Annotated in this window: 26 protein-coding genes; 8 read left to right on the top strand and 18 right to left on the bottom strand. The window is 35.3% G+C overall.

Translation table 11 applies throughout. The features are described 5' to 3' along the window. Positions 1-427 precede the first annotated feature (427 nt). Complete coding sequence (locus tag AN486_RS00005; protein ID WP_053540314.1) at positions 428-829, top strand: hypothetical protein; 402 nt, start codon at positions 428-430, stop codon at positions 827-829. A 251-nt stretch (positions 830-1,080) separates the two neighbouring features. On the opposite strand, the gene AN486_RS00010 is transcribed toward AN486_RS00005, so the two are convergent. Beyond that, positions 1,081-1,662, bottom strand: coding sequence for a WG repeat-containing protein (locus AN486_RS00010; RefSeq protein WP_290598472.1), 582 nt, complete (start codon positions 1,660-1,662; stop codon positions 1,081-1,083). A 356-nt stretch (positions 1,663-2,018) separates the two neighbouring features. Further along, positions 2,019-2,528, bottom strand: coding sequence for an allophycocyanin subunit beta (gene apcB / locus AN486_RS00015; protein WP_168636636.1), 510 nt, complete (start codon positions 2,526-2,528; stop codon positions 2,019-2,021). Between the two features lie 373 nt (positions 2,529-2,901). Between apcB and glnA the strand changes: the two genes are divergently transcribed. Further along, complete coding sequence (glnA, locus tag AN486_RS00020; RefSeq protein WP_290598477.1) at positions 2,902-4,317, top strand: type I glutamate--ammonia ligase; 1,416 nt, start codon at positions 2,902-2,904, stop codon at positions 4,315-4,317. A gap of 68 nt (positions 4,318-4,385) precedes the next feature. On the opposite strand, the gene AN486_RS00025 is transcribed toward glnA, so the two are convergent. The 4 genes from AN486_RS00025 to AN486_RS00040 all read right to left on the bottom strand — a co-directional run bounded on the left by AN486_RS00025 (position 4,386) and on the right by AN486_RS00040 (position 7,409). Next, entirely contained in the window at positions 4,386-4,586 is a 201-nt protein-coding gene (locus tag AN486_RS00025; protein ID WP_039200542.1) for a hypothetical protein, read from the bottom strand. A gap of 378 nt (positions 4,587-4,964) precedes the next feature. After that, positions 4,965-6,011 carry a zinc-dependent dehydrogenase gene (locus AN486_RS00030; protein WP_053540319.1) on the bottom strand — a complete coding sequence of 349 codons (1,047 nt, stop codon included), beginning with the start codon at positions 6,009-6,011 and terminating at the stop codon, positions 4,965-4,967. 56 nt (positions 6,012-6,067) lie between these two features. After that, positions 6,068-6,919 carry a PIN domain-containing protein gene (locus tag AN486_RS00035; RefSeq protein ID WP_290598486.1) on the bottom strand — a complete coding sequence of 284 codons (852 nt, stop codon included), beginning with the start codon at positions 6,917-6,919 and terminating at the stop codon, positions 6,068-6,070. A gap of 1 nt (position 6,920) precedes the next feature. After that, positions 6,921-7,409, bottom strand: coding sequence for a helix-turn-helix domain-containing protein (locus tag AN486_RS00040; RefSeq protein ID WP_168636633.1), 489 nt, complete (start codon positions 7,407-7,409; stop codon positions 6,921-6,923). A 991-nt stretch (positions 7,410-8,400) separates the two neighbouring features. Between AN486_RS00040 and AN486_RS00045 the strand changes: the two genes are divergently transcribed. After that, complete coding sequence (locus AN486_RS00045; RefSeq protein ID WP_168636632.1) at positions 8,401-10,542, top strand: serine/threonine-protein kinase; 2,142 nt, start codon at positions 8,401-8,403, stop codon at positions 10,540-10,542. 24 nt (positions 10,543-10,566) lie between these two features. Here AN486_RS00045 and AN486_RS00050 read toward each other — a convergent pair whose 3' ends face one another. From AN486_RS00050 to AN486_RS00080, 7 genes are all read right to left on the bottom strand, one after another. Next, the gene (locus AN486_RS00050; protein ID WP_053540323.1) at positions 10,567-10,848 is read right to left on the bottom strand and encodes an antibiotic biosynthesis monooxygenase; all 282 of its coding nucleotides are present in this window, start codon (positions 10,846-10,848) and stop codon (positions 10,567-10,569) included. Positions 10,849-10,990: 142 nt separating this feature from the next. Beyond that, a complete protein-coding gene (locus AN486_RS00055; RefSeq protein ID WP_053540324.1) occupies positions 10,991-11,752 on the bottom strand; it encodes a DUF1828 domain-containing protein in 762 nt (253 codons plus the stop codon). Continuing rightward, the gene (locus AN486_RS00060) at positions 11,749-12,219 is read right to left on the bottom strand and encodes a hypothetical protein (protein WP_053540325.1); all 471 of its coding nucleotides are present in this window, start codon (positions 12,217-12,219) and stop codon (positions 11,749-11,751) included. The genes AN486_RS00055 and AN486_RS00060 overlap by 4 nt, the downstream gene beginning before the upstream one ends. 171 nt (positions 12,220-12,390) lie before the next feature. After that, positions 12,391-12,744, bottom strand: coding sequence for a PIN domain-containing protein (locus tag AN486_RS00065; protein WP_081424278.1), 354 nt, complete (start codon positions 12,742-12,744; stop codon positions 12,391-12,393). Beyond that, positions 12,745-13,176, bottom strand: a complete 432-nt coding sequence (locus tag AN486_RS00070) for a helix-turn-helix domain-containing protein (RefSeq protein ID WP_053540326.1) — start codon at positions 13,174-13,176, stop codon at positions 12,745-12,747. 71 nt (positions 13,177-13,247) lie between these two features. Further along, the gene (locus AN486_RS00075) at positions 13,248-14,204 is read right to left on the bottom strand and encodes a hypothetical protein (RefSeq protein ID WP_053540327.1); all 957 of its coding nucleotides are present in this window, start codon (positions 14,202-14,204) and stop codon (positions 13,248-13,250) included. A 17-nt stretch (positions 14,205-14,221) separates the two neighbouring features. After that, positions 14,222-15,412, bottom strand: a complete 1,191-nt coding sequence (locus tag AN486_RS00080) for an AAA family ATPase (RefSeq protein WP_053540328.1) — start codon at positions 15,410-15,412, stop codon at positions 14,222-14,224. Between the two features lie 256 nt (positions 15,413-15,668). Between AN486_RS00080 and AN486_RS00085 the strand changes: the two genes are divergently transcribed. Then, positions 15,669-16,607, top strand: a complete 939-nt coding sequence (locus tag AN486_RS00085; protein ID WP_290598496.1) for an STM4504/CBY_0614 family protein — start codon at positions 15,669-15,671, stop codon at positions 16,605-16,607. A gap of 145 nt (positions 16,608-16,752) precedes the next feature. Here the strand turns inward: AN486_RS00085 and AN486_RS00090 are convergent, their stop codons facing one another. The 5 genes from AN486_RS00090 to AN486_RS00110 form a co-directional block, all read right to left on the bottom strand. Beyond that, positions 16,753-17,943 carry a macro domain-containing protein gene (locus AN486_RS00090; RefSeq protein WP_081424279.1) on the bottom strand — a complete coding sequence of 397 codons (1,191 nt, stop codon included), beginning with the start codon at positions 17,941-17,943 and terminating at the stop codon, positions 16,753-16,755. A gap of 8 nt (positions 17,944-17,951) precedes the next feature. After that, positions 17,952-18,572, bottom strand: coding sequence for a DUF4433 domain-containing protein (locus tag AN486_RS00095; protein WP_290598498.1), 621 nt, complete (start codon positions 18,570-18,572; stop codon positions 17,952-17,954). A 118-nt stretch (positions 18,573-18,690) separates the two neighbouring features. Next, a complete protein-coding gene (leuS, locus tag AN486_RS00100; RefSeq protein WP_053540330.1) occupies positions 18,691-21,534 on the bottom strand; it encodes a leucine--tRNA ligase in 2,844 nt (947 codons plus the stop codon). A 146-nt stretch (positions 21,535-21,680) separates the two neighbouring features. After that, on the bottom strand, positions 21,681-23,054 hold the full coding sequence (locus AN486_RS00105) for a cytochrome P450 (protein WP_290598501.1): 1,374 nt from the start codon (positions 23,052-23,054) through the stop codon (positions 21,681-21,683). Positions 23,055-23,108: 54 nt separating this feature from the next. Beyond that, positions 23,109-23,897 carry a TIGR01548 family HAD-type hydrolase gene (locus AN486_RS00110; protein WP_053540332.1) on the bottom strand — a complete coding sequence of 263 codons (789 nt, stop codon included), beginning with the start codon at positions 23,895-23,897 and terminating at the stop codon, positions 23,109-23,111. A gap of 494 nt (positions 23,898-24,391) precedes the next feature. Between AN486_RS00110 and AN486_RS00115 the strand changes: the two genes are divergently transcribed. The 4 genes from AN486_RS00115 to AN486_RS00130 all read left to right on the top strand — a co-directional run bounded on the left by AN486_RS00115 (position 24,392) and on the right by AN486_RS00130 (position 26,016). Further along, the gene (locus AN486_RS00115; RefSeq protein WP_053540333.1) at positions 24,392-24,727 is read left to right on the top strand and encodes a hypothetical protein; all 336 of its coding nucleotides are present in this window, start codon (positions 24,392-24,394) and stop codon (positions 24,725-24,727) included. A gap of 20 nt (positions 24,728-24,747) precedes the next feature. After that, a complete protein-coding gene (locus AN486_RS00120; RefSeq protein ID WP_027404411.1) occupies positions 24,748-24,984 on the top strand; it encodes a DNA-directed RNA polymerase subunit omega in 237 nt (78 codons plus the stop codon). 214 nt (positions 24,985-25,198) lie between these two features. Continuing rightward, positions 25,199-25,642, top strand: coding sequence for a hypothetical protein (locus AN486_RS00125; protein ID WP_340626559.1), 444 nt, complete (start codon positions 25,199-25,201; stop codon positions 25,640-25,642). Positions 25,643-25,653: 11 nt separating this feature from the next. Next, entirely contained in the window at positions 25,654-26,016 is a 363-nt protein-coding gene (locus tag AN486_RS00130; RefSeq protein ID WP_174763450.1) for a hypothetical protein, read from the top strand. Positions 26,017-26,069 lie beyond the last annotated feature (53 nt).

Raw genomic sequence — 26,069 nt, forward strand, 5'->3', positions numbered from 1 at the left:
AGCGGGAAGGTCATTTAGTTACCCGTGATGATGTCGCTGTTTTAAGTCCATACATGACTAGTCATATTAAGCGATTCGGCGATTATTTGATTGACTTGAATGCAATACCACAGTCATTAGATGAGATTAGTAATTTTAACTTGATTTAACTGAGTTCTATTTATTTCCACCAGAAAAGATATAGTTACCAGCTTCAACGATAAAATCCCGAAACTATATCTTAAGTCCAACTACAAAGCAAGTATATTTACAAATCTTTGCATCGTGTCCCATTTTGCGCGTATCCCGGCTAGACCCCAGTTATGGCTAACGCCACACTAACGCGAATAACCCTGGCAAAGCAACAGGCTATTTTGATCAAATTTGGAAAATATCCATGATAAAATTAAAGAACTGTTTAATAATTAGTGAAACAAAGGAGAATACCATGAACACCTCCATAGAACTTCCTAGCGGTAAAATCCTCAACATCACCCGATTTATTGCCCTAATTCCCAATAACAATAATATTGATAGTGATTATCAACTCATTTTAGAAGGATATCCTCATCCCATCAATTTAGAATCATCAGATGCTCAAAATCTGAAAATAATTTTGCAATCAAAACTAGATCAAAATACCCCAGTTAGCACCCATAAATCAACATGGAATCAACAAGAACAACTTCAAAAAAATCAAAAGGCAATGGCAATTTTAGCACAACAAATACAGGAATATCAAAATATTTCTGATGAAGAATCTAGGGAAAGAGAAGAAATCTTTGAAAACCTCAAAAAAAGAATGGATGCTGAAAGACCACAAGGACAAAAATTATATTCAGAAGTATGATAGTATTTATTGACTCTAGTGTATTGGGAATTATTGCCAATCCTAATAAAATCGGTGAACCAAATAAATGTAGAGAATGGCTTTACAAATTGCTTTCACAAGGTGTGTATATCTGCTCCTCTGAAATTTGTGATTTTGAGATTAGAAGAAATCTAATTCTAGAATATCAGAAAAAACCTCACTTAAATAGTATTCAGAATTTAGATAAACTCCAAGAAATAATCTCGTTTTTACCTATAGACTGGGAATTATTAAAAGAAGCATCTACACTTTGGGCTTCTGCTCGTAGTCAAGGAATACCAACAGCAGATCATAAAAGTTTGGATATTGATATTATTATCTGTAGTCATTGGCCCACCAGAAAACTTTTGAATTTCGTCAAATTGATATGGAATTACTAATTTTCCATTCTGATTGATAAATCCCCATTTGCCATTGAGTTTGATAGCTGCCAAACCTTCTGAAAAAGAACTTGATAGCATATCATCCTCATCACGATACTTGTCTGTGAGTTTTTTATCTAGAAATCCTGGCAAGATATTCTCGGACAAATCAGTTGAAGATTTATTGTGATCATCACGCTTGCTATCATTTGACTCATCAGCAATATTATTCTGTAAGGTAATACTTGTGTTCCCTTTAAGGTTGACAAAGCCCCATTTGTTTTTGACTATTACAGGTGCAAATCCTTCAGAAAATTTTCCTACTTTATCAAACTGAGGTTCAATAACCAACTGTGCAGCCTGGTTGACATATCCATATCCCTTACCGCTAAAATTGATGGGGTATAAGTTTTCAGTCTTGGTTTCATATCCCTTTTGCAACATACTCATGGGATATAGGTTTTCAGTTTTTGATATGTGGATAATGGGAAAAGCGATCGCACCTACCAATGCCAGCAATAATAAAATCAGCAGCCAAGACCTTTTCTGAAACACCATTAGTATATGTTCTCCTCAGCATTGGTAGATGTAACAACCAAATTTATCTACTATCCAGTAATATACAATACATTACTCAAACAAACATCCTGTAAATCCTGATTCTGACAATTATTAAAAAAAATAAACGCACCTTGCCAAAAAAGCCAAAGTGCGATATGTATTTAGTCCGCGAAGGCGGACTTTGTTTGTGTAGCCGCGTTCGCGAAGCGTGCCGGAGGCATCTTTCTAATCGCCAGGTCTATGAATTAAACATCAATCTCACTCAATTCACGAGTGATATGATCAAAAGGCTCATCCACAAAAGCAGTATTAGCAATACCAGCAGCCGCTACTTGTTCCTTAACAATACCCTTCATTATCTGGATACCCTGAACAGTTGAACCAATGGGTACACCCAAGGAATTGTAAGTTTCTCTGAGTCCTTGTAATACACGCTCATCCAGAACATTCATATTACCAGCCACTAGCGCATAGGTAGCATAGCGCAGGTAATAGTCCATGTCTCGCAAACAAGCGGCAAAGCGACGGGTTGTATAAGCATTGCCACCAGGACGAATCAATTCTGGTAGTTCTTCAAATAACTTTGCCCCAGCTTGTCTCACAATTGCGGCTGCATTGGAATTAATCGCGGCTGCGGCTTGGACTCTAGCTGTTCCACTATCAAAGTAGGATTTGAGAGTATCAATGGCATTCCGGTCAAAATAACGTCCGGTTACGTCATAATTCTTAATTAAAGTTGTAACGGCATCACGCATTCTTTTTTCTCCCAATCATTAGCTATCTATGATTTGATATTAATTTGGTTGCCATGAAGCACCAACAAGATTCTGTGCCAATTCACATAAAATAGACACTGGCACAAAAACTATCCATCTGCTATCTAAGGATTTTATGCCAAAGTTGACCCCTGATCATGAATTTTCTAGTTTTGTACAGATTAAGAAAGAAAGGTTAACATAACCTGTAATCCAGGCAATCTGTAACAAACACGACAAAATCAGGTCAAGTTAACTATTTACGATATTCCAGGTAGTGTATGACAACTTGGGTTAGCGTAACAAGGTGAGGATGCTTGGGCAGACTCTGGGTTTATATTAGGTAATTGGCTACATCAGGAGTAAAGTAAAAATGACAACCCCAAAAGAAATCTTGAAGAAGATTCAAGACGAAAAAATTCAGATGATTGATCTGAAATTCATTGATACACTGGGAACTTGGCAACATTTGACCATGTACCAAGACCAGATTGATGAAAGTTCATTCTCTGACGGTGTACCTTTCGACGGTTCTAGTATTCGGGGTTGGAAAGGTATCGAAGAATCTGACATGACCATGGTGCTTGATCCTAACACCGCTTGGATTGACCCATTCATGAAAGAGCCAACTCTCAGTATCATTTGTAGTATTAAAGAACCACGTACTGGCCAATGGTACAACCGTTGTCCTCGCGTTATTGCCCAAAAAGCGATAGATTATCTAGCTTCCACCGGACTTGGTGACACAGCTTTCTTTGGTCCTGAAGCTGAATTTTTCATTTTTGATGATGTCCGTTACGACCAAACCGCCAACTCCGGTTACTACTATGTAGATTCTGTAGAAGGTCGTTGGAACACTGGTAGAGACGAAAAACCTAACCTGGGTTACAAAACCCGCGTCAAAGAAGGTTATTTCCCAGTTCCTCCCACTGACAGCTTTCAAGATATGCGGACAGAAATGCTGCTAACCATGAAAGATTGTGGCGTACCCATTGAAAAGCAACACCATGAAGTTGCAACAGGTGGTCAGTGCGAACTTGGGTTCAAATTTGGTAAGTTGATTGAAGCCGCTGATTGGTTGATGACTTACAAGTATGTGATCAAAAACGTTGCTAGAAAGTATGGCAAAACCGTCACCTTCATGCCAAAACCCATTTTTGGCGATAACGGTTCTGGTATGCACTGTCACCAATCTATCTGGAAAAATGGTCAGCCCCTATTTGCAGGTGACAAGTACGCTGGTATGAGCGAAATGGGACTTTACTACATTGGTGGTATTCTCAAACACGCTCCAGCATTGTTGGCAATCACCAACCCCACTACCAATTCTTACAAACGCCTTGTACCTGGTTATGAAGCACCTGTAAACTTGGCTTATTCCCAAGGTAATCGTTCTGCTTCTGTGCGGATTCCTCTTTCTGGAGACAACCCCAAAGCCAAGCGTTTAGAATTCCGTTGTCCAGACGCTACTTCTAACCCTTACTTGGCTTTTGCGGCTATGCTTTGTGCTGGGATTGATGGTATCAAAAACAAAATTCATCCTGGTGAACCCTTAGATAAAAATATCTATGAACTTTCACCAGAAGAATTGTCTAAGATTCCTTCTACTCCTGGTTCTTTAGAATTGGCTTTGGAAGCTTTGGAAAATGATCATGCTTTCTTGACTGAAACTGGCGTTTTCTCTGAAGATTTCATTCAAAACTGGATTGATTACAAGGTTGCTAACGAAGTTAAGCAAATGCAATTGCGTCCACATCCTTATGAGTTCTTCTTGTATTACGATTGCTAATTACAACAATTACTAACGTACAACTAGTGAATTTTTTAGCCACCCTCTGGGGTGGCTTTCTTTTTCACTTAACTCATAGTCGCTTGGCTACGTCCATAAAGCGTTTGGGTAGCGGGGTCCATTTTGCCTTGAATGGGATTCCAGTAGTGAGATATTTCTTCATGCAAACCAAGTTCTTGTGCAGCACGCATTAACATGGATTGTTGACGATTCTTAGCTTGCTGATGTTGACGTACCATTAGTTGACGGGCTTTTTCTTGAATAGACATAACACTACCTCCCTGTATTTATTTACTAAGGAATAATTTACTATTCCCTGCAATCTGATGATAACACAAAAATCTGTAGCGTAAACTACAGAATCTTAACAGAATCTTAACAGAATCTTAAATGAATAGGATTGATATGATTATATCTCCTCTATCCTGCTTGCATTTTCGATGAGAACATAAAATTCTGTAGCGTAAACTACAAAATGATATTTTTGTTATAAAACTTCATGAAATTGGTCAGTTGTCAGTTGCAAAAGAATATTTCTCTCCCCTACTCCCCCTACTCCCCTACTCCCCTACTCCCCCTACTCCCCTACTCCCCTACTCCCCCTACTCCCCCTACTCCCCTACTCCCCCTACTCCCCTACTCCTCCACTATGGATAAATCAAAATCTTATAAGTTTCCGCCGTGGGGGCGATCGCTTGGTCTACGGCTTGTGATAAATTTTGGAGGGGATAGCGATCGCTAATTAAGGCTTTCACATCAATGCGGCGATTAAATACGATGTCCGCAGATAGGCTTTGCAGGCGGTAGGATGAGCTATAACTCCCCATTAAGTCTATTTCCCGACGGTAGAGAGTATTGGGGTTAATGGGGATTGTCAACTCGTCTGGGAACTCCGCAAAGAAGAGAATTTTTCCACCTTTGCGAGTGCAGTCTAAAGCTTGGAAAAATGCTTTGTCACTGGGAACAGCTAACAAGGTGACATCAACACCCATTCCCCCAGTTAAAGCTTGAATTTTGGTAGATAAATCAGCGTCACGGGCATCAAAAGCCGCTTCTGCGCCTACTTCTAGAGCTTTTTCAATTCTAGATGGCAAGAGGTCAGTAGCGATCGCTTTCGCTCCAAAATACTTCACCAACATCATAAACATTAACCCAATGGGACCTGCACCAGTTACTAATACAGTTTGTCCAGGTGCAATTTCAGCTTTTTTCACCGCTTTTAAACAGCAATTAGTGGGTTCAACAAAACTCGCCTCTTCAAAACTGATATCATCAGGGATGGGAATTAAGCCACCATTTTCGACAATGTGGGCTGGAACTTTCACATACTCCGCAAAACCGCCACCACTGGCGTTAAAACCTGCGGTAGTCGAGATATTTTTATAAACATCGCACATGGAAAAATTATCATTTAAGCAATAGGCGCAACGCATACATGGTATATGGTGCATCACCGCTACCCGTTGTCCTACTTGCCACCCTTTTACCTGTGAACCAACAGCCGCAATAGTTCCAGCGGTTTCATGTCCAAATATGCGGGGCGGTTCATACAAAGGATAACGAATCTTTTTAATATCTGACTGACACAAACCCACAACCCTCACCTGTACTAGCACTTCATCTGCGTCTAGGGTAGGAACTGGGACTTCTTCGTAGGATAATTGATTTACGCCTCTAAATACTTGTGCTTTCACGTTGGTTTTCCACTATTCAACGTTACTAGATTTAACATTTTGTGGGTGAGGTTAAGTTATGGAGTTTTATCTTTCTGTCTTTTAGCTTTTTCTAATTGTGTTTCTAAGCTTTGTTCAAAAATTTGGAATGCTTCAACATCTGCTGATGAAAGATATCCCCCGATTTCGCCATTTTCAAGTCTGAGAATCTCATCACGATTGTCTTTAGCAGTAATTGTTAAAATTTCCCCTTTTTGCCAAAGACTATATCGCTTACCTTCATAGTACCGCCCACCATCTGGTGCTACTTTACCTAGTTTATCTAATGTTTTTTTGGCACTTTGCACAATTTCGTCACCATAGAATTGGCAGCGAATAGTACGAGTAAATTTTGGTACTCTATTCTTTCTATTTAAATTAGTTGTTTCTAACTTGTCAATAATCTCAGGAACACTTTTTGGATCTTTAAGCTCATTAGACTGTTCCCAAATAATTTTAATCATTGTTCCTGGATTTTGCTCATCAAGGTACACCAGAAAATCATCGGCGTGCCAAGCTTCAATACCCCAAGGAGCTAAAGCTTCTGTGGGAAAACCATCCATGTCAACAGTAACGATGACTTCTGCCTTAGCAACTATAGCAGCAGCAATAACATGACGATCCCTTGGATTGTTGGTCATTGCTGCTATTAACTGTGAAGGTACTTCCACCATCGCATCAGGAAAGTTTGTCTTGATTTGTTCTTGAAAGTATGCTGCTTGAGCATCAGTTTTCATTCTTCCATTTTTTATTAGGTTGCGAGTAGCACCATCCAGAATTTCTTGTGAAAGATGAAGTTCGTATAATTCTGCCTCAGCAGCACGCATCAAAGTATCACACAAAGGCATAGGGTAGATGACACAGGAATCTAAAATTACAGAGAGTACCATTTTACTGATCTAATTCGCTACTCTCATCATCATAGAACCCTTCAGCTTCCAAAAACTGAGTAAATTGCTTAATTCCTTCCCTACGCTTAGTATCTCGTTCTTCCTTATATTTCATCAAATCATCAAAACGGACACGGCGATGTGTTCCTACCCTAATACAAGGAATTTCACCTTGATCTAATAACTTAATCAGGTAAGGACGGGAAACTTTAAGAAGGTCTGCTGCTTCTTGTGTTGTCAATTTTTGCTCTTGGGGGACTATAGAAATGGCCTTACCTAAAGCCATTGCATGAACAGCTTGAAGTAATATCTTATACACTGAGTCGGGAATAATAATTTCTTGACCGTCTGCTGCTACTAATTTTGGTTGAGAAGGTTGAGCTTTGAGTAAATTTTCCAGGTGTTTGATTGATAACTGTTCCTCTACTACATGAAAATGAGACTTAATTGCCTCTACAGGCTGGTTTTGGACAGGCATGATATTCTTCATAAGACCTCGCGGTAAGTGGGAAACTCAGCCACTTTAGTGCTGAGAGGAAAGCGATTCGTGCGGTTTTAACCGCTTTGAATCTTTTTTCATTACCGCCTTGGAGTTGGGAAATTCGGGGTACTTTTGTGATGTACTTTCAACGGGACAATTACCGATTCAAATTTCTCAACTCTGTACGCATAATGTTTTGCTCCAAAGAGCCTCCCATTTCTGGGGTGATGTTAGCTTCGACCAGTTATAAGAGCTTGTTAGGCTTGTAACACTGTTCCAGTGACCTTAGAACTGTTTAATCACAAGCGACAGGGCAGGGAACTAGCTTCGCATTCCGGGGTGTCGTGACTCAAATAACGGCTACCCTTCGACTATGCTCAGGGTGGTCTGGTCAGTACAGCTTGTTTGATTTCTCTTGCAGGCTCAGTCCCTTTAGGGCTGGGTTACTGACAATGGTTAGATTTGTGATATATTATCGTATTTAGATAATATCTTTTATTTTCACTAAACGCAATATCCGAAACGATAATCAGGGTAAGTGGTTTTTATCTGTATAACTGCTATCTAACTAAAGATATGAGAATTTTGTTAATCACCTGTAATAGAATAGATATTAGATTTTGTCACCTCTGAATAATTACAAACAAAATGTCAATAAAATATTTTTAATTTTTATCACAATTTTACATATCTGTAAATAAAAATACAGATTAATAAATGATTTTTATGGGAGAATATACATAAGAAACAATTGTTTTTACTTAAAAAATAAATGTAATTTTTAATCAAAATACACAGAGAACATAATAATGGCAAAATGCCTTTATCTTCAATTTCAGATAAACTATAATTGAGAAAATTGGCAGTAATAGATATTTTCAGCTTTTCCATATTTAAGAAAAGTAACTTTTGTATTTCCAGGTTAAATATAATTACTAATTGCCATAGTCAAATCTAGGTTTATCTATATATTTTATCATGCAGATGCACCATATAGATCATGATCTGCTGTCTAAATCCCGATTGTTCAAATCCTCAAAATCCAGATCATCATCAACTTTGTCAAACTTGTCACACTCCGTTAGTGCCACTTTTGAGAAATCGGTTTCGTGTCCTCCGTGTTCTTTCTGATGAAGGCGGATTTGGCAGAACTTATATATCCGAAGATATTGATAAATTAAATGAATTATGTGTAGTTAAACAACTAGCACCAAAATTTCAAGGTACTTGGTCACAAAAAAAAGCAACTCAACTATTTTCCGAAGAAGCCAGACGACTGCAAGAATTAGGAGAACATCCCCAAATTCCCACACTTATAGCTTATTTTCAGCAAGATAATTGTCTGTATTTAGTACAACAATTTATTGATGGTCAAAATTTATTTAATGAATTGAAATCTCGAAGAATTTATAAAGATTGGGATATTCAATCTATTTTATTAGATTTATTACCAATTATCAAATTTGTGCATCAACATGGAGTAATTCATCGTGATATTAAACCAGAAAATATTATTCGCCGAAAAACTGATGGGAGATTAACACTCATTGATTTTGGTTCTTCCAAACAATTAACCGCACAGGTACAGCGAAAAAATGGTACTTCTATCGGTTCACATGGTTATTCTCCCATCGAACAAATTAGAGATGGAAAAGCCTATCCCGCAAGTGATTTATTTAGTTTAGGCGCTACTTGTTTTCATCTATTAACAGGAATTTCTCCTTTTCAATTATGGATGGAATATGGTTATGCTTGGGTAGAAAATTGGCAGCAGTATTTACGCTTTCCTTTGAGTTCAGACTTATCAGAAATTATAGATAAATTGCTTCAAAAAGAAATAGATAGTCGTTATCAATCTGCTGATGAAGTAATTAGAGATTTGATGAAAAAACATAATCATATTCTGCCAGCAGCGAAGCATAAAATCATAAAATCACCTAGAAAAAATTCTCAACCACACTCATCAAAATATACTTGGGTTAGAAATTTAATTTTCATTTTTGGGATAGTTGTCTCTTTCGCATTAGTAGAATCCGGTTATCGAGAATTTCGCAAATTAAAAACTAACTTTTCATTTAGTTGGAGTCAACCTCGCAATAGTCCACCCACATTTGCAACATCAGAAAAAAATTTGTCTTTAGTCAATACTTTCTCTGGACATAAAAGCAAAGTTTTGTCAGTAGTTATGAGTCCAAATGACAAATTAATTATCAGTGCTGGGGATTGCGAAAAAAGTAATAACAGTCTATGTCATAATATTAAATTATGGGATATCATTACAGGTAAAGAAATTGCTAGTCTTCAGGGACATTCCCAAAATGTCAATGCAGTAGCTATCACTCCTAATGGTAAAGCTTTAGTTAGTGCTAGTGATGATAAAACTATTAAGATTTGGAATTTACAAACAAATCAATTAATTCACACCTTAAAGAGTCATACAGATGCGATTCATAGTTTAGCTATTAGTAGTAATGGTAAAATTCTAGTTAGTGCTAGTGATGATAAAACTATCAAAGTTTGGAATTTAATCACAGGTAAGCTAATTCGCACTTTAATTGGTCATAAATATTGGGTGCGTTCTGTAGATATTAGTCCTGACGGTGTTACCTTAGCAAGTGGTAGTTTTGATAAAACGATTAAATTATGGAATCTTAATCAAGAAGCACCAATTCTGAATTTAGCTACCAGTTCACAAACAGTTATAGCTGTGGCTTTTAGTCCTAATGGTAAAATTTTAGCAAGTTCCAGCCGCGATAGCGTAAGCGCTGACCGAAGGTATCGCACAATTAAATTATGGAATCTGCAAACCCTCAAAGAAATTCGGACTCTCATGGTAGAAGATAATAGTGTTAATACTATTGCTTTTAGTCCTGATGGTAAAATTTTAGCAAGTGCTGGACGAAATATTTCTGAAGAACAAATCTATCACACCATTAAACTCTGGAACGTAGCTACAGGAGAGGAAATACTAACATTGACGGGACATAGTAATGCTGTCACCTCCCTTGCTTTTAGTGCTGACGGGAAGTTTCTAGTTAGTGGTGGTGAAGATAATTTAATTAAAATTTGGCAGATTCCAGTCAATGATGACAAAAATTTTCCCCGTCGAGTTTTGGTACTTGATAAAAATAAATTTCGGTAGGTTGTGAGATTACGGATTATAACTCTACAACGTCCCCGATTCTAGTTGATCTAAATATATGAAATCAGGAGACTTAACTCCAGCTTCTTGTCTAATTTTCACGAGTTTGGGAGATTCAAAAAACCGTTTTGCATCTTCTATTGATGTCCATGATGAAAAATGCACTATTTTATTGGGATTACTTTCGTACTTTAAAACCTGATATGCTATTTCTCCAGCTTCCTTGCGGATATCGGTAGCATCATCGAAAACCTTTTTCCATGCTTCATAGTCTTCAACTTCATGGATAATCAATACATATTTCATAATTTTGTTTAATTGGTAGTGTTTATTGATTAGCTGAATAAAAGCTTTGAAAAGCGTAGTCAAATTTTACAATAACCGTCTGGGAATTAATTTTTAGTCTAATAGCAAAAGCCGGTTTAAGCCGACTGGAGGACTTTTATTTTTATTCAAGAAACTTCTGAAGCTCATCCCTATTAGACCACTTCACTACATTAGATACAAGATTTAACAAAGTGATATTATTTTCATTCCACAAATCTGTACTATCATCAATTAATGAAATAAAGTTATAGTTACTTTCCTTTAAATCACTAATCTCAGACCAAGTAGTAAAAACTTTATCTACTCTCATTCTCGCCGTTCGACGAAGAGGTGTACTAAGTGTATTAATTAAAGTATTACCATTAGGACGATAGACACAAAAATCTACAGTCCTATCAGTTCCAGACATTCCTCTAAATTTTTTGTTTCTTTCAACATTTAAGTTCTTCTTATTTAAAAACTCTGTTACTTCTTCAGTAATAGGCTCAAAAGTTGGTACTTTTAGTTTCGTATTAGTATCAGCAACTCTAATTATTGCTTGAGATAAACGAAGAACTGCATCAGCTAAATTATCATCTTTTTTTAAACGAGTAATTAGCATCCCATTAAATTGTTCAATTCCATGAGTGATAACTATATCTTTAATAATTATTTCTTGGTTTTTTGATAGGCTATAAGCAGCAGTTTGTAAATAAAGCCAACCAAAAGTTTCACCTAAGTCGGTTAATACATAGGATTCTTCTTTCTCTTTTAAAAATAAATCTATTACACTACCATCAGGAAGAATAAAAGGAGTAGATATTTGCACAAATTCATTTACAGGTGAGCAAGCAAATAGCCCTCCAATAGTTTGATTAATTTTTTCACAAATATTGAGTGTCATAAATCTAATGCTAATACTTGTGGTCTTTGCATGATCCCATTATGTGTTATTTTCGATTCCAAACAAAACTGCTCCCAGACTCCTATTGGATCATTGGCTAAAGCAGTAATATCATCTGGAACATAAGCTTTTCTATCTCCAATAAATCTATCATTAAAATAGTCATTAACCCAACGATGCTTATGCTTTCTACCTATTTTTACACGATCAGGATTCTCATGGTCTTCACCTAAATCTAGACCGTATATTCTATTACCGAAATCAAGATGAATAATTGCGTAACTAAGCTTATTGGCAAAAGAGTTATACCAACCCTTAATAATAAGTGGATAAGACTCATCTGATACGATTTTAACGCGAAATTCAAAAGCAGGAGGGTTTCTTTTATTTTTATCCCATATAATGTCACCCTCAACAAATTTATTAGGATCTAATATAAGGGTTTCAAATTTTTCTTGACTTAACATTAATTAACAAATTTGTTTTTTCCATAATAAATGAAAATATCATACTTAGAAGCGATAATCATCAATTTTTTATATTTTTCACTAAAGACAGGATGAATCTATCCACTCATTAACATTTATTCAAATATGAAATCCTCTGATAACTCTTCATCAAGATCAACTTCCATACCTTCAGTAAGCAATGAAGCACGACGATACAATTATTTCAGCATCACTTTTAATAGCTGCTGCTAAAACATGGCGATCATCTGCATCTGGAAGTTCTAATTCATCAATTAATTGTTCATATTCTGTTACTAAACAATCTCGAACATTTTGATTCATTAAATTTTTGGTTCTTTCTAACTGTTTATAAGTCAGATCAGGACGATTTTTTAAAACATTATTTATCCATTCTTCATGAATTTTATCAGTCCATTTTGCCTGAAATAAATCAGTTAAAGCTAACCACATCAAAAAATCCCTGAGTGGTGCAGGATATAAAACACAAGCATCATAAACAACTATCAAACCACTTGCTTGCATTTAATATCCCATATTTAATTCTTGAGCTTGATTTGCTAATTCTGCTAAAGTTTCTCTACGTTTAGCATCAATTATATTTTTATACTCTATCAAATCTTGATAGAATATTCTGCGACGATTTTCGACTTTATGACAAGGAATTTCATCAGAGTCTAATAATTGAATCACATAAGGATGAGAAACATTGAGAATTTTAGCCGCTTCTTGTGTGGTTACTTGATCAGCAGTAGCAAGATTTGCCTTTCTATTTCTAGCTATAAAATCTAAAAAGGCTTTAACAATAGAATTATCTTTCATATCTTTCATAATTGGGTTAAATATTTTATTCATCCCTAGTGTTTCTCCCTTTTTGTGATAAACAACTATGTACTTACTGGAACGATTTACACCTGTACGAGAAGAATTTGCATTGTTGCGAAGCTTCACTTTCATTACTTGCAATGATTTATATACCCATTCTCAATAGTACCAGATTTTTCTAAAAAAGTCACCTACAAAATTATTTATTCTTCAATTAATTTGTATAGCGTCTTAAAGAAAAAAGGAATATGATTTTCAACAATACAATCTTGTTTTGAATAAAATTTACCAATTTCCAAAGATAATTGTTCTCTAAATTTATATGGTGAATGCGGCCAATTATCATCTGGTAAAATTTGCTTCCAATATTCTTTAGATTTAACCAGCATTAATAACGCATTTATTAATTTATTTTTATAATCTAAACTTTGATTATTTTCATACTCTTCTTCCCAAAAATATTGAAATTTATCTATTTCCATATCATCAAAATTAGAAAGGTGACTAATTCTCTTAATTACTCTTGACCAATGAATTTGTAAATCTGCATCATTAGTCATATCATTAACCATATCTAAATAAATATTTTCTAAATTAACAGGAGTTTCTTTATATAAAGGAGAAATAATATATTGGTTATCAAAAACTTCCTGAATATCAGGTTTTAAAAAGTAAGCTTCCTTATGAATTAAACCAGTAACCCATATACGATGATGGTTTAGAAGCGTTTCATTAATCTTTGTTTCATTATAAATGCTATAGAAAATATCATCCGTATTTTTAAACTTGTAATCTTCTTTTATATCTGCAAATTGAATATCTAAATCTACAATCGCAAAAAGTTTATCAGGATTTAAAAATGATTGGCGGCTATCAGCATTATGTAAATCTAAAATTCCAAAGAATGTATTTAAAACATCATTTCTATCTCCACAATTAAAAAAAATTGGTCTATATTCCTTCCACCATGTTGGTACACAAGCATTATAAAAATTAGCATCTGGCATTTGTTCCATTTGCTTATATAATTGCGGTGAGCGTCTACCTTCTACTTTTGGGGGAATAAGACCTTCGCAGAGAATGACAATTTTATTTCTAATTCTGCTATCTCGAATAATCTTTAAACAATGTTCTTTTAGTTCCTGCTCATTAAAACTCATATTCTTAATTAGGTTGATTATTTAATTTTTCTTGCTTGTAATTTTGGATCTAATTCCTTAACATGAGCAGGTGTAACTGCATTACATAATTCATAGGAATGAGTTGCGAGAATATATTGATTAGTCGCACCCCATTCTTCTAAATCTCTAACTATTTGATATTGCCAATCTGGGTGAAAAGATATTTCTAATTCATCCATTAATACAATAGCATCTTCTATTTTATTATGTTTTAACCACATATATATACATAATCTTTTTAATTCTCCATGACTTAAATCTTCTGGATAAAGTTCTGTTTCATCACCATCAATTTTAAAATTAATTCCAGATAAATCAGGTTGTACATTAATTTTCTTGTTACTTAAAAGATTATTGAGTTCATCTAATAGTTTTACATAATTATTACCATAATTTCCTCTTTGTTTTACAGCTTGTGCAAAATCATCATTTCGTGCTTTTTTAAAGACTTCAATCAGAATATCTATTGATAGAAAGTCATAAGTAAAAAATCCAGGTAATTTAGAATTAGCTGTTTTAATTTGTTGATAATAGTTAGTTTGATTGTTTGCTTGAGTTTTAAATAGTGACTTTCTGTTATCTGGTTGTAGAAATAAAAATATTTGTGAAATATGAGCAGTTAGAAATATTTTATTTGATAATTCAATTACAAACTTACTTACATCATGTATATCATCTATTCCATCTACTTGACAAACTAATCTCTCTATAAAATTTTCGGCGGACTGAAAATTATAAATAAAGAATAAACTAATATATTTTTCTAATTTTTCTTCATAAAAACTAGTTAATTTAACTTGTTCGTCATCTTGATTTAACGAATTAACAATATAAGATTCACTATGTAGATCATCTTGATTTAACAAATTAACAATATAAGATTCACTACAAATAAAAAAATCAAGTGTTACAGTTTTATTACCATCCCAAATATCAATGATAGCTAATTTTCTTTTACCAGATTCATCATTAACATGAAAACCATCTAGTAAATTTTGTATAAACTCCACTCTATCAGGATTATGAGAACAGTGTAACAAAACAAAAATCAACTGTAACAATGTACTTTTACCCCCTCCATTTTGACTACCAAGGGGAAAAATGCGCGGAGTAAATTCCTTCTCAAAATTAATATCTACATTTTTCAAAGCCCGAAAATCAGGTACTTGGATTCTTTGTATGTTCATAAATAAATATAGTGTTTTAACTTTACAAGTAGACCATGCCCATTATACTCCCTTTCCAGTGCAATATTACTTATTTTCTTCCTCTAACATACCTATAAGATACAAGGTTGGGTTGACGGAAGGAAACCAAACATCAACTAACAATAATAAATGTGTTGGTTTGCATTTAACCTAACCTACAAATTACTAATTGCTACATACAAGATAGTTGAAAATATTGTATCATATATGTATCGTCTATATAGTTTATTTAGTCATGAACGTCTTCGATATCTACTCAAAACGGCAAAAAAAACTTATGGGAGATGTCCCTGATGTGTATCAGTATGATAATATTCCTGGGACTCTCCGTGTACAGATTGTTCATATTATAAAGGATCTTATTGGTGTTTATGAGACAAATAAAAGTGAACAAGTTTTTCTGGATATTCACAATATAATATGTCGTGAACATGGCATATTAAGTTTGGGTTCAGATATCTCATTCATGTTCAATGTGCGAAATAATATGCTATATACTAAAAGAGTATTGAATTTTATAATAGAAGCGGAAGAAATAGAACAGGTTCTTGATAGCGTTGAATTAACCTTTAAATTTTTTGAAAAATTATATAACAAAGGTGATACAATAAAAAATATATCAAATACAATTGATCAATTAATCAAGGAATTGAACTTTAGATTTAGGGAACATGGAATAGGCTATCAGTATGAGTCAGGTGAAATTATAAGAGTTGATTCTCAGATTATCCATACTGAAGCAGTCAAGCCAGTTTTACAATTATTAAGTGATACTCGATTTCAGGGAGCAAATGAGGAATTTTTGAAAGCCCATGAACATTATAGACATGGGAATTACAAAGAATGTCTCAACGAATGTCTCAAAGCTTTTGAAAGCACCATGAAGATAATTTGTAATAATCAAGGCTGGAATTTTGAACCTACTACAGATACAGCCAAAACACTTATTAAAATTTGCTTTCAAAATCATCTAATTCCAATTTATTTAGAAGATCAATTTTCATCACTCAGGCAAGGTCTTGTAGGTGGTATTCCTACTATAAGAAATAAACAAGCAGCACATGGACAAGGTTCTCAACCTGTTAATGTTCCACAATATTTTGCAGCTTACCAGCTTCATCTAACAGCAAGTACAATTTTATTTTTGATAGAAGCTGAAAAATCCCTTCCTTAAATACTAAAAACACATATTTTGTAGGTTGGGTTGACGCAAGGAAACCCAACATTAATCAACAATAATACATAAGTTGGGTTGCATTTCATTTAACCCAACCTACAAACTCAATTTAACATAACATTAAGATGATATACCCAATGTATTAGTAAGTTAAATTTAACTCTAGTTGCTTCTCTGGAATATCTTGTAATATTTGAGAATTTAACTTGTTAACATCTTCAGTCTTTTTCGTCGCATCACGAATAATTTTTTGTATAGTCTTAACTGATAAGTTACTTGCATTTTTACTATTAAAAAATACATGAGAGTCTAAATTTGAATTATTCTTCATTAATTGAATTTCTTGCCATATTGATGATGAAATAACCTTGCCAAATACAGCTATTTGTCCAGTAACTTCGTCAGTCATGAAATCACACCATTTAAGTTTGTGTAATTCATTAAACTCTAAACCTACTGAATTTTTAAGTTCGCATATTAGATAATTACGCCGTTTTGTATCTAATTGATAACCACTGTTAGATTTAATAATGATAGGTTCATTAGTGGCATTTTTGTCTTCTGTTTGGGTAACTGCAATATCACCTATTTCTGTTACTTCTACTGAAGTATTAACAGGAAATATTAGATGACTCACATTTGCTATTTCATGGTCTTGACTGGAGATAGAATCTTCTTGAACTGCAACTGAATATAAAAACTTAAATATGTCTCTGTAGGTTTGCTTACCAACTCCTTCAATTTTACCTAAATCTCTAAATCTTTTTATTGGTAAAGATTCTAATATTTTCCTTGATATATCATTTTTTATACCTAATTTATCAGCCCAGAAAGTATTTTGTTTATTGTTCAATAATTCAGTCATCACACCTTCAATTCCAGTTGCTTCTGATTCACGGTCAAGACATATATATATATCTATATTAAGGTTTTGAAGATAATTCTCCATTATGGTTTGAACATCTCTCCAATTCAATCCTCCTTTATCGCAGCCTAGTTTTGGAAAAGCAATTGATTGAATACATCCTCGTTCATAATTTTTGGCAAAATAATCTAAACCTTGTTCTATCCATTCAATTTTTGAAGGATATTTCCAATGATTTTTTGTGGGAAAATTCATTATCCAAGGATTACCATAAGACCGATATAAATATGGTTTACCAATTTTGACAGACTTGCTTTTGCATCTTTCTACATAATCTTGAAACATTTCTGGAAAACGCAATTGACATTCTAGTGCTAATCCTGCTCCCATAACACCTACGCAATTGACTGTATTGACTATAGTTTGTGCGCCAACATTAAACACAGTAGTATCAGTGTATTTTAACATACATATCCTCAGAAAAAATATAGATTTCGATTTATCTCCACTACAATATTAACATCTATTGAAAGTGAGTCAATAATAGCTCTAACTTGTTCGACTTGATTTGGTAAACAACAAAATATCTTCAAAATCTTGTTAATATAAACTTTAGGATATACCAGAATTTCAGCACATTTTATTCTTTTACCATCAGGAATATCATTCCAATATCCTGCATTAATTATATCCCAATGTAGATTATCTAGTAAAGATACACCTCGATAGAATTTAGTATCAAGAGAAGCAGCATTACCATCGGAAAATATTGTTGTTGACTGAAAAAGTAAACAAGGATCTACACCAAGAAAAACTATTTGGTTTTGTATTTCTCTTCTCACATAAAGCATGGGATTTCTTGGAGAAAAATAAAAAGGTACATAATTATGTAATTCTATATCATTAATTATACGATTACTTCTGAGATACTGTACAGTTGGATCAGATATATCTGTTACCAGACCTAACTTATGAGCCTCATTATGTGATAATAGTCCATATTGTAATATGGAAGGTAGATTGCTAATAGCGGTCATATGATAAAGGTACTTGATATTATATTTTTCAAGATATTGATATGGGAAATTGCTATTCATGTTTTTCTATCTATAGTTTAAGTTGTAGGTTGGGTGGAGGTGCGAAACTCAACACCACCCATCAGTATGTTACCATAAATGTTGGGTTGCATTTTATTTAACCCAACCTACAAAAAACCTAACCCAAAACGAAATTCACCAACTTACCAGGAACAACGATCGCCTTTTTAACTTCTTTACCTTCAAGATAACGTTGTCCAACCTCCGACTCCCGCGCATATTTTTCCAATTCCGCCTTATCAGATTGTGAAGGAACTTGAATAGCACCGCGAGTTTTACCCATAATTTGAATTACCAAAGTAATTTCATCAGCTATCAAAGCCGCAGGATCAAAACTTGGCCAAGTTTGGGTATGCACAGAACTTTTATTCCCCAATAACTGCCATAATTCATCACTAATATGCGGTGCAAAAGGCGCTAACATAATCACCAAAGTTAGAATCCCTTCGGCGTAAATTGGCGAATTATGACAATCAGCATCAGTTAAGGCATTACTTAACTTCATTAATTCCGAAATTGCCGTATTAAATTGATATTCATCTACCACATCTTCCGTAATTGCTTGAATCGCAATATGAATGGCGCGACGCAAATCTTTTTCGGCTTTATTTAACTTATCAACTTCCGCTTTTTGCTGACAAACTCCCGCAGCAGCATAATCTGTCACCAACCGCCAAACGCGATTTAAAAAGCGGAATTGTCCCTCAACATCAGCCTCATCCCATTCTAAATCTTTTTCAGGAGGTGCTTTAAATAAAATGAACATTCGCGCCGTATCAATGCCATATTTATTAATTACATCTTCCGGTGCAACACCATTTCCTTTTGATTTAGACATGGTAGCATAGAGACGTTGTAAAGGTTCTCCAGTTTGTGGATCTACAGGATTATTAGCATCAACTAAATTGGAAGGAATCCATTTATCCTTACCACCTTTATTTGGGTTCATGTAAGTTAAACCCTGTACCATTCCCTGAGTTAACAGCTTTTGAAATGGTTCATCAAAGTTAAATAAACCTCTATCTCTTAATACTTTGGTGAAGAAACGCGAATACAATAAATGTAAAATTGCGTGTTCAATTCCCCCCACATATTGATCTACGGGCATCCAATCATTTACTTTACCAGAATCAAAAATCTTTTCCTCATTCTTGGCATCAGAATAACGCAAGAAATACCAGGAAGAATCAATAAAAGTATCCATTGTATCGGTTTCCCGTTTCGCAGGAGTACCGCAAGTTGGACAAGGCACATTTACCCAACTTTCCAATTGTGCTAAAGGTGAACCACCACGACCACTTAATTCAATATCTTCCGGTAATTGTACAGGTAAATCTTTGTCAGGGACAGGCACAATTCCACATTCAGGACAGTGAATAACAGGGATAGGTGCGCCCCAATAACGTTGTCGAGAAATCAACCAATCTCGGAGGCGATATTGTATTCTTAATTTACCAAAGTTGTGTTTTTCGGCAAATTCGATAATGGCTTTTTTCGCATCTACAGAATTCATGCCATTAAAGTCACCAGAATTAACTAAAATTCCCGCTTCTGTATAAGCTGCATCTAAAATGAAAGTGCTTTTTTGTTTCCGTTGAAATTCTTTTTCCAATTCACGTCTAGCTTGAAAGTAGTTAGTTTGTGAATCTGAATTACCAGTTTTCTGCCAAACTTTATAAGCACGTATTTGGATATCTTCTTCATTAAATCCAATTTCAAGTTCACGTTTAGCTTGAAAGTAGTTAGTTTGTGAATCTGAATTACCAGTTTTTTGCCAAATTTCATAAGCACGTATTTGGACATCTTTTTCACTAAAAGATGATTTTAAAATAGATGTTGTGTTGATTTTTTCTTCTGACACAATCACCACTTTGATAGCTAAATTTTGTTCTTTGGCAAATTTAAAATCGCGGACATCATGGGCAGGTACACCCATTACCGCACCTGTACCATATTCATAGAGAACATAATCTGCAATCCATAGGGGTACTTCTTCCCCAGTGAAGGGATTCACGACTTTTCCCCCGGTAGGAATACCCCGTTTTGGTTTATCTTCCGCAGTCCGTTCTAACTCGCTTTGGTTGCTGACTTCCTTGATAAAGGCTGCTACTGCTGCTTTTTGGTCTGATGTGGTAATAACCTGAGTTAAGGGGTGTTCTGGGGCTAAAACGACGTAACTCACGCCATAAACAGTGTCGGGACGGGTAGTATAAACGCCGATTTTTTCATCTAAGCCGACAATAGGAAATTCTAAATAAGCACCTGTGGATTTTCCTATCCAGTTGGCTTGCATTAATTTAACTCGTTCTGGCCAACCTGTGAGTTTATCTAAGTCATTTAATAATTCTTCGGCGTAGTCGGTAATCTTAAAAAACCATTGACGTAGTAATTTACGTTCAACTATTGCCCCACTGCGCCAAGAACGTCCTTCGTTATCAACTTGTTCGTTTGCTAATACAGTTTGGTCTATGGGGTCCCAATTCACTGCGGCTTCTCTTTGATAAGCTAAACCTGCTTGTAAAAATTGCAGAAAAATCCACTGTGTCCACTTATAATAATCTGGGGAACAGGTAGCAAGTTCAGTTTCCCAATCTAAGGATAAACCGAGACGTTGTAATTGTTGCCGCATTTGGGCAATATTTTGATATGTCCATTTGGCAGGGGGTACACCTCGATCAATGGCGGCGTTTTCTGCGGGTAGTCCGAAAGCATCCCAACCCATTGGATGTAATACCCGATACCCTTGCATCCGTTTGAGGCGGGCAATCACATCTGTGATTGTATAGTTTCGTACATGACCCATGTGCAAGCTACCGGATGGGTAAGGGAACATGGAAAGCGCGTAGAACTTTGGCTTATTTTGATCTTGAGGTGTTTTATCTAAGCCAAGTTCTGACCATGTTTTTTGCCATTTTTCCTCTATTGTGGCTGGTTGGTATAACGTTTTTTGGGGGGACTCCACAACTAAAACTCCTAATGCTGTTAGCTAATTTCGCTATTGTGGCATAATCTCGACTGCCGCGAAGGTATTGTGGCTAGAAATTAAATGTTCCACTCAATGTTCCACAAAAATTCGTTCTGAGGCAGGTTCTTTAACTAACGCGCTTTTTAGATAACTGGTTGATTTTGCCGACGTTTCTCCTTGAGAATCATCTTGACACCACCACCAGGACCTAATAATAAGCCTTTGCGAACAGGCTTAACTGGTTCGGTTTCCGCTAATTTTAGATGCCAATTAGATAGCACTTTTGCCAACACAATTTTCATTTCAAATAATGCAAAAGCCATGCCAATACAGCGACGATTACCACCACCAAAAGGTAAATATTCAGAAGGAGAAAATTGCCGTTCTAAAAAACGCTCTGGCTTAAATTGTTGAGAATCAGGATATAAATCTTGGCGATGATGGGTTAAATAAATACAGGGAACGACAATAGTTCCCGGCTCAAATTTTTCACCTGCAATTTCTAATGGTGATTTCACCAAGCGATTTAATCCTAACATTGCTACTGGATATAAACGCAGTGTTTCTGAACAAACAGCATTCAAATAAGGCAATTTGAAAATTGCATTTGCATCAGGAGTTTCACCCAAGCTATCCAATTCTGCTAATAGCTTTTCACGGACTCCTGATTGAGAATGAATCCAATATAGAGCAAATGCTAAAGAACTGGCTGTAGTTTCATGACCTGCGACTAACAAAGTCATCAACTCATCACGTAATTCTATATCTGTCATTGCTTCTCCAACTTCATCACGAGCAGCCATCATTAAAGATAGAATATCAGTCCGAGATGGATCTGGTTGTAATTGCCTTTCGTGAATTTCTGCATAAATGATATCATCTAGCTCTTGACGTAATCTTAAAAAGCGTCCCCAAGGACTCCATGCACCTAAATCCCGTCGCAAGAATGGAAACATAATCATTGCTACCCTGAACAAAGGTCTTTTGGGATTGAGAATAGCAATTAGATTCTGTTTGAGTTTGTCGTAACGTTCCCCGTCTTTCAATCCAAATACAGCTTTTAAAATTACCTGAAAAGAAATTTCTTGCATAGAAGACAAAATTGGAAAAACTTCCCCAATTTGCCATTTACTAGTTACTTGCTGAGTAATATTATTAATTAATTCACCATAATTTAGCATCCGTTCCCCATGAAATTGAGGAGTTAATAATTTTCGCTGCCTTTGGTGAGTTTTACCTTCTAAGGATAAGAGAGAATTTGGTCCCAAAAGCGGCACTCCCGATCCTGCGGGCGTACCAGAATCTAGCTGTTTGGGGTCTGTGGTAAAAATCTGTTGAATCCCTTGGGGATTGCTAATAAATACTTGTGGTTTAAAAAGTGGACCGATTCTTAAGGTGAAAGTATCACCATAATTTTTGGCGCATTCTTCCAGATATCCCAAAGGGTTTTTTACCCATTGGAATGTTTGTATCCAAGGGTGAGTGTTCGGTCCATTAGGTAGTTTTAAATTAGACATTTTGATAAATTCTCTATTGTTCTAGATAATTCAGAAAAATCGGCGGGTATGAGTTCACGATTCTAATTGAGAAATCGTTTTCATTGTTAATTCTTGCACATTATTAAACACTAGCTTTGCCCCAGCTTGTATCAGCTTTTGTGTATAAGCTTCACTAACTGCTGTTGTTTCCTGAACGTGGGGAGGTAATACTCCAACACCTAACCAAATCCGAGAATTATCTATGGCTTTGGCTTTTTCTACAGTGTGCATATCTGCTACAGTATCACCTACATAGACAACTGTTTGTTTTTGATTATTACCATTTTCTAAGATGTTAATAGTCGCAAAAAGTCCGGTAGGATCTGGTTTACCGGGTGCGTCTTCCATAGCAATTAGGATAGGAGATTGTAAACCTAAGCGTTTTTCTAAAACGTAGTTAGCACTCAAGCGAGTAGCACCACTAAAAAAACCCCAAGCAATACCAGATTGCGTGAGTTCTTGAAAATAACTAGGCTGTGCTAATAAAGGTTCATGACAAATGTAGCCGTTCCAATTTTCGGAGTCTGTACCCCGATAAAGGCTTTGAAAATAAGTAACAATATTTTCATAATCTAATTGTAGTTGTTCTCGCTGTTGTCCTTGACTGACAAAATGGCGGTAAATTAATTCTTGGGAGGCTTCCCAATCGTTATTCCAAATTCCTTCTGATTTGAGGTTGTCAATGTCTGTTGGTGTGGGACGATAGGCTTGGCAGGTAAAATGTTCGACTGTATCAGATATTGCCCGACGATATGAGCCGCTAACGTCACGGATAACCCCGTCTATATCAAATACAACTATTGCTCTTGTGCTTGCGGTCATGACAGAAACTAGAAAAGGATGATATACAAAATTCTATAGTAATTCTAATTTGATTTTTGGTGTTGCTGATTAAATATAGGGCTTACGCATTGACAAAGTTTTCTAAATATGTGATGTGGATTTTATCTCTTGTAGGGTGCGTCAGACCCAATAATTTGGTAAAAAACAGATTTCCTCTATCTGACGCACCCTACTCAATAAGTTATTCCCAAAGCCGAAAACGACGCAATTTCGTTCATTCATATGATGGTAAGTTAGTGAGCGTGCGTAAGTCCTAAAATATATGAATATGTCTCACGCCAAGGCGCAAAGGCGCAAAGAATTAAGGTTGCAAAGGTTAAATTTACCAATTTCATCTTTCCATATGGCTATCGCCACGCAGGCTATCAGTAACGCCTGATTTTTTAATTCCTATAGATAAAAGGCTAAAAACTGACAATGCTGATATAATAAGGCTACAATTGCGATTAAATCAGTGGCAAGCAATATAAAGTATGGTAACTATCGTTGTCCTGATTAACATCTTTATTTCTATTATGCTCTTTTATTTAGCTCAACAATTACGAAAAGCCAAAAATACTCTAGCCTTGATAACGGATATATTTAATCAATATGAATGTGCTAGTTATGCAGCTTTACATAGGTTGCCAGATAATATTTATTTAGCTAAAAAAAAGATTGCAAATCTCCATTTAGAGAACCAACTTTTTAAACAAAAAATCCAACAATTCCGGCAAATTCTCAGTCTCATTGTCCTACTTAGGCAAATTTCTCAAGGATCGTTCCCGTTTCCATATCTAAATTTGAAAAATCCGAGTAAACTAGGATAGAATCTCCAGAGTCATCAATTATGCTTAAGCGTTCCAAGTTCGAGACAACTCAGTCTCAAATCATGCACCGTTCTGAAGAATTAATTAGTGCTGCGTCAAACCGCTATCGCATTACCGTACAGGTGGCAAATCGTGCTAAACGGCGACGTTATGAAGATTTTGAAAATAACGAAGATTCTATCATGAAGCCTGTACTCAGAGCAATTATTGAAATGTCTGATGAATTAAATCAGCCAGAAATTATCGGTGAATTGTAATTTAAAAAAATCCTGGCGAATAAAATTCGCAGCTACACAAGCAAAGTCCACCTTCGTGGACTCATAGAAATTTAACCCACGAAAGTGGGTTTTATCTGTGTAGACGCGACTTATAGTCGCCCTACTTCTAAGTTTGGCGGTATTTTGGGTAATGTAAATGAAACAGCAAAAACTTTTGATAGGGCAATTTTTTTCACCATTTATCATTACTTTAATGTCGGTGATAATAGTTGTTTTGGGAATAGGAAATACTAATTTATTGCATATTGCACCCGCAGCCGCGCAAATATTTACTCCTAGCGATGTCTGGCAAAAAGTATATCAACAAATTCCTGATTTTCCCCAAGAAAACCAATATGTTAGTAAAGTAACTGGAAAAATTGTAGCTACAGATACTTTGGCTAGTCGCCTAATTCGCTATCATATTTATAATAAGGGTAGATCCCCAATTTATCGCCTGGATTGGAAACTGACTTTGGCTGATTATTTGGATGCGAATGAGACTATATATGTTGATAGTTATCCAGGCAATGACATTTTAACACAAAATCCTTTAGTTGGCGATCGCATGGTAATTAGTAAACTTACCCGTCGTCAAAGAAACAACCTTGTCCAAGTTTTAGTCAATATTTTTAGTCCCCCTGCTCAAAAGATGTAACTTTACCAGATATGGTGGATAAAAATTTAGAAGATCTAATCGTCAAAATTGCGAAGAAGGTCATTAAAAAAGAACTTAAAAATGGCAATTTAGATAATTTACCAATTATTTCTACTGAATCTAATCATGGATTGGATAATTGGCAAAATCCAGACACAACAGAGGAAGTTATTGATGATATCCAAATTATTCCTTACACTAGATTACCTGATCAAGAAGATATAGAACTTGAGCGTAAATTACGAGAACTCAAGTTTAAACAGGAGTTGAGAAAAGATTGGATTTCCTTTTTAGTGAAAGATGTAATTGTCTATTCTACAACTATGATTTTTATTTTGGTACTTATTGGCTTTTATCTATTTCGGATTAATTAACTGTCAATATACACTAAATGCAAATGTATATGTATAGGGCATTTTTTAACCCC

The organism is Anabaena sp. AL93, assembly GCF_001672085.1.
In the GTDB taxonomy this organism is placed as follows: domain Bacteria; phylum Cyanobacteriota; class Cyanobacteriia; order Cyanobacteriales; family Nostocaceae; genus Dolichospermum; species Dolichospermum heterosporum.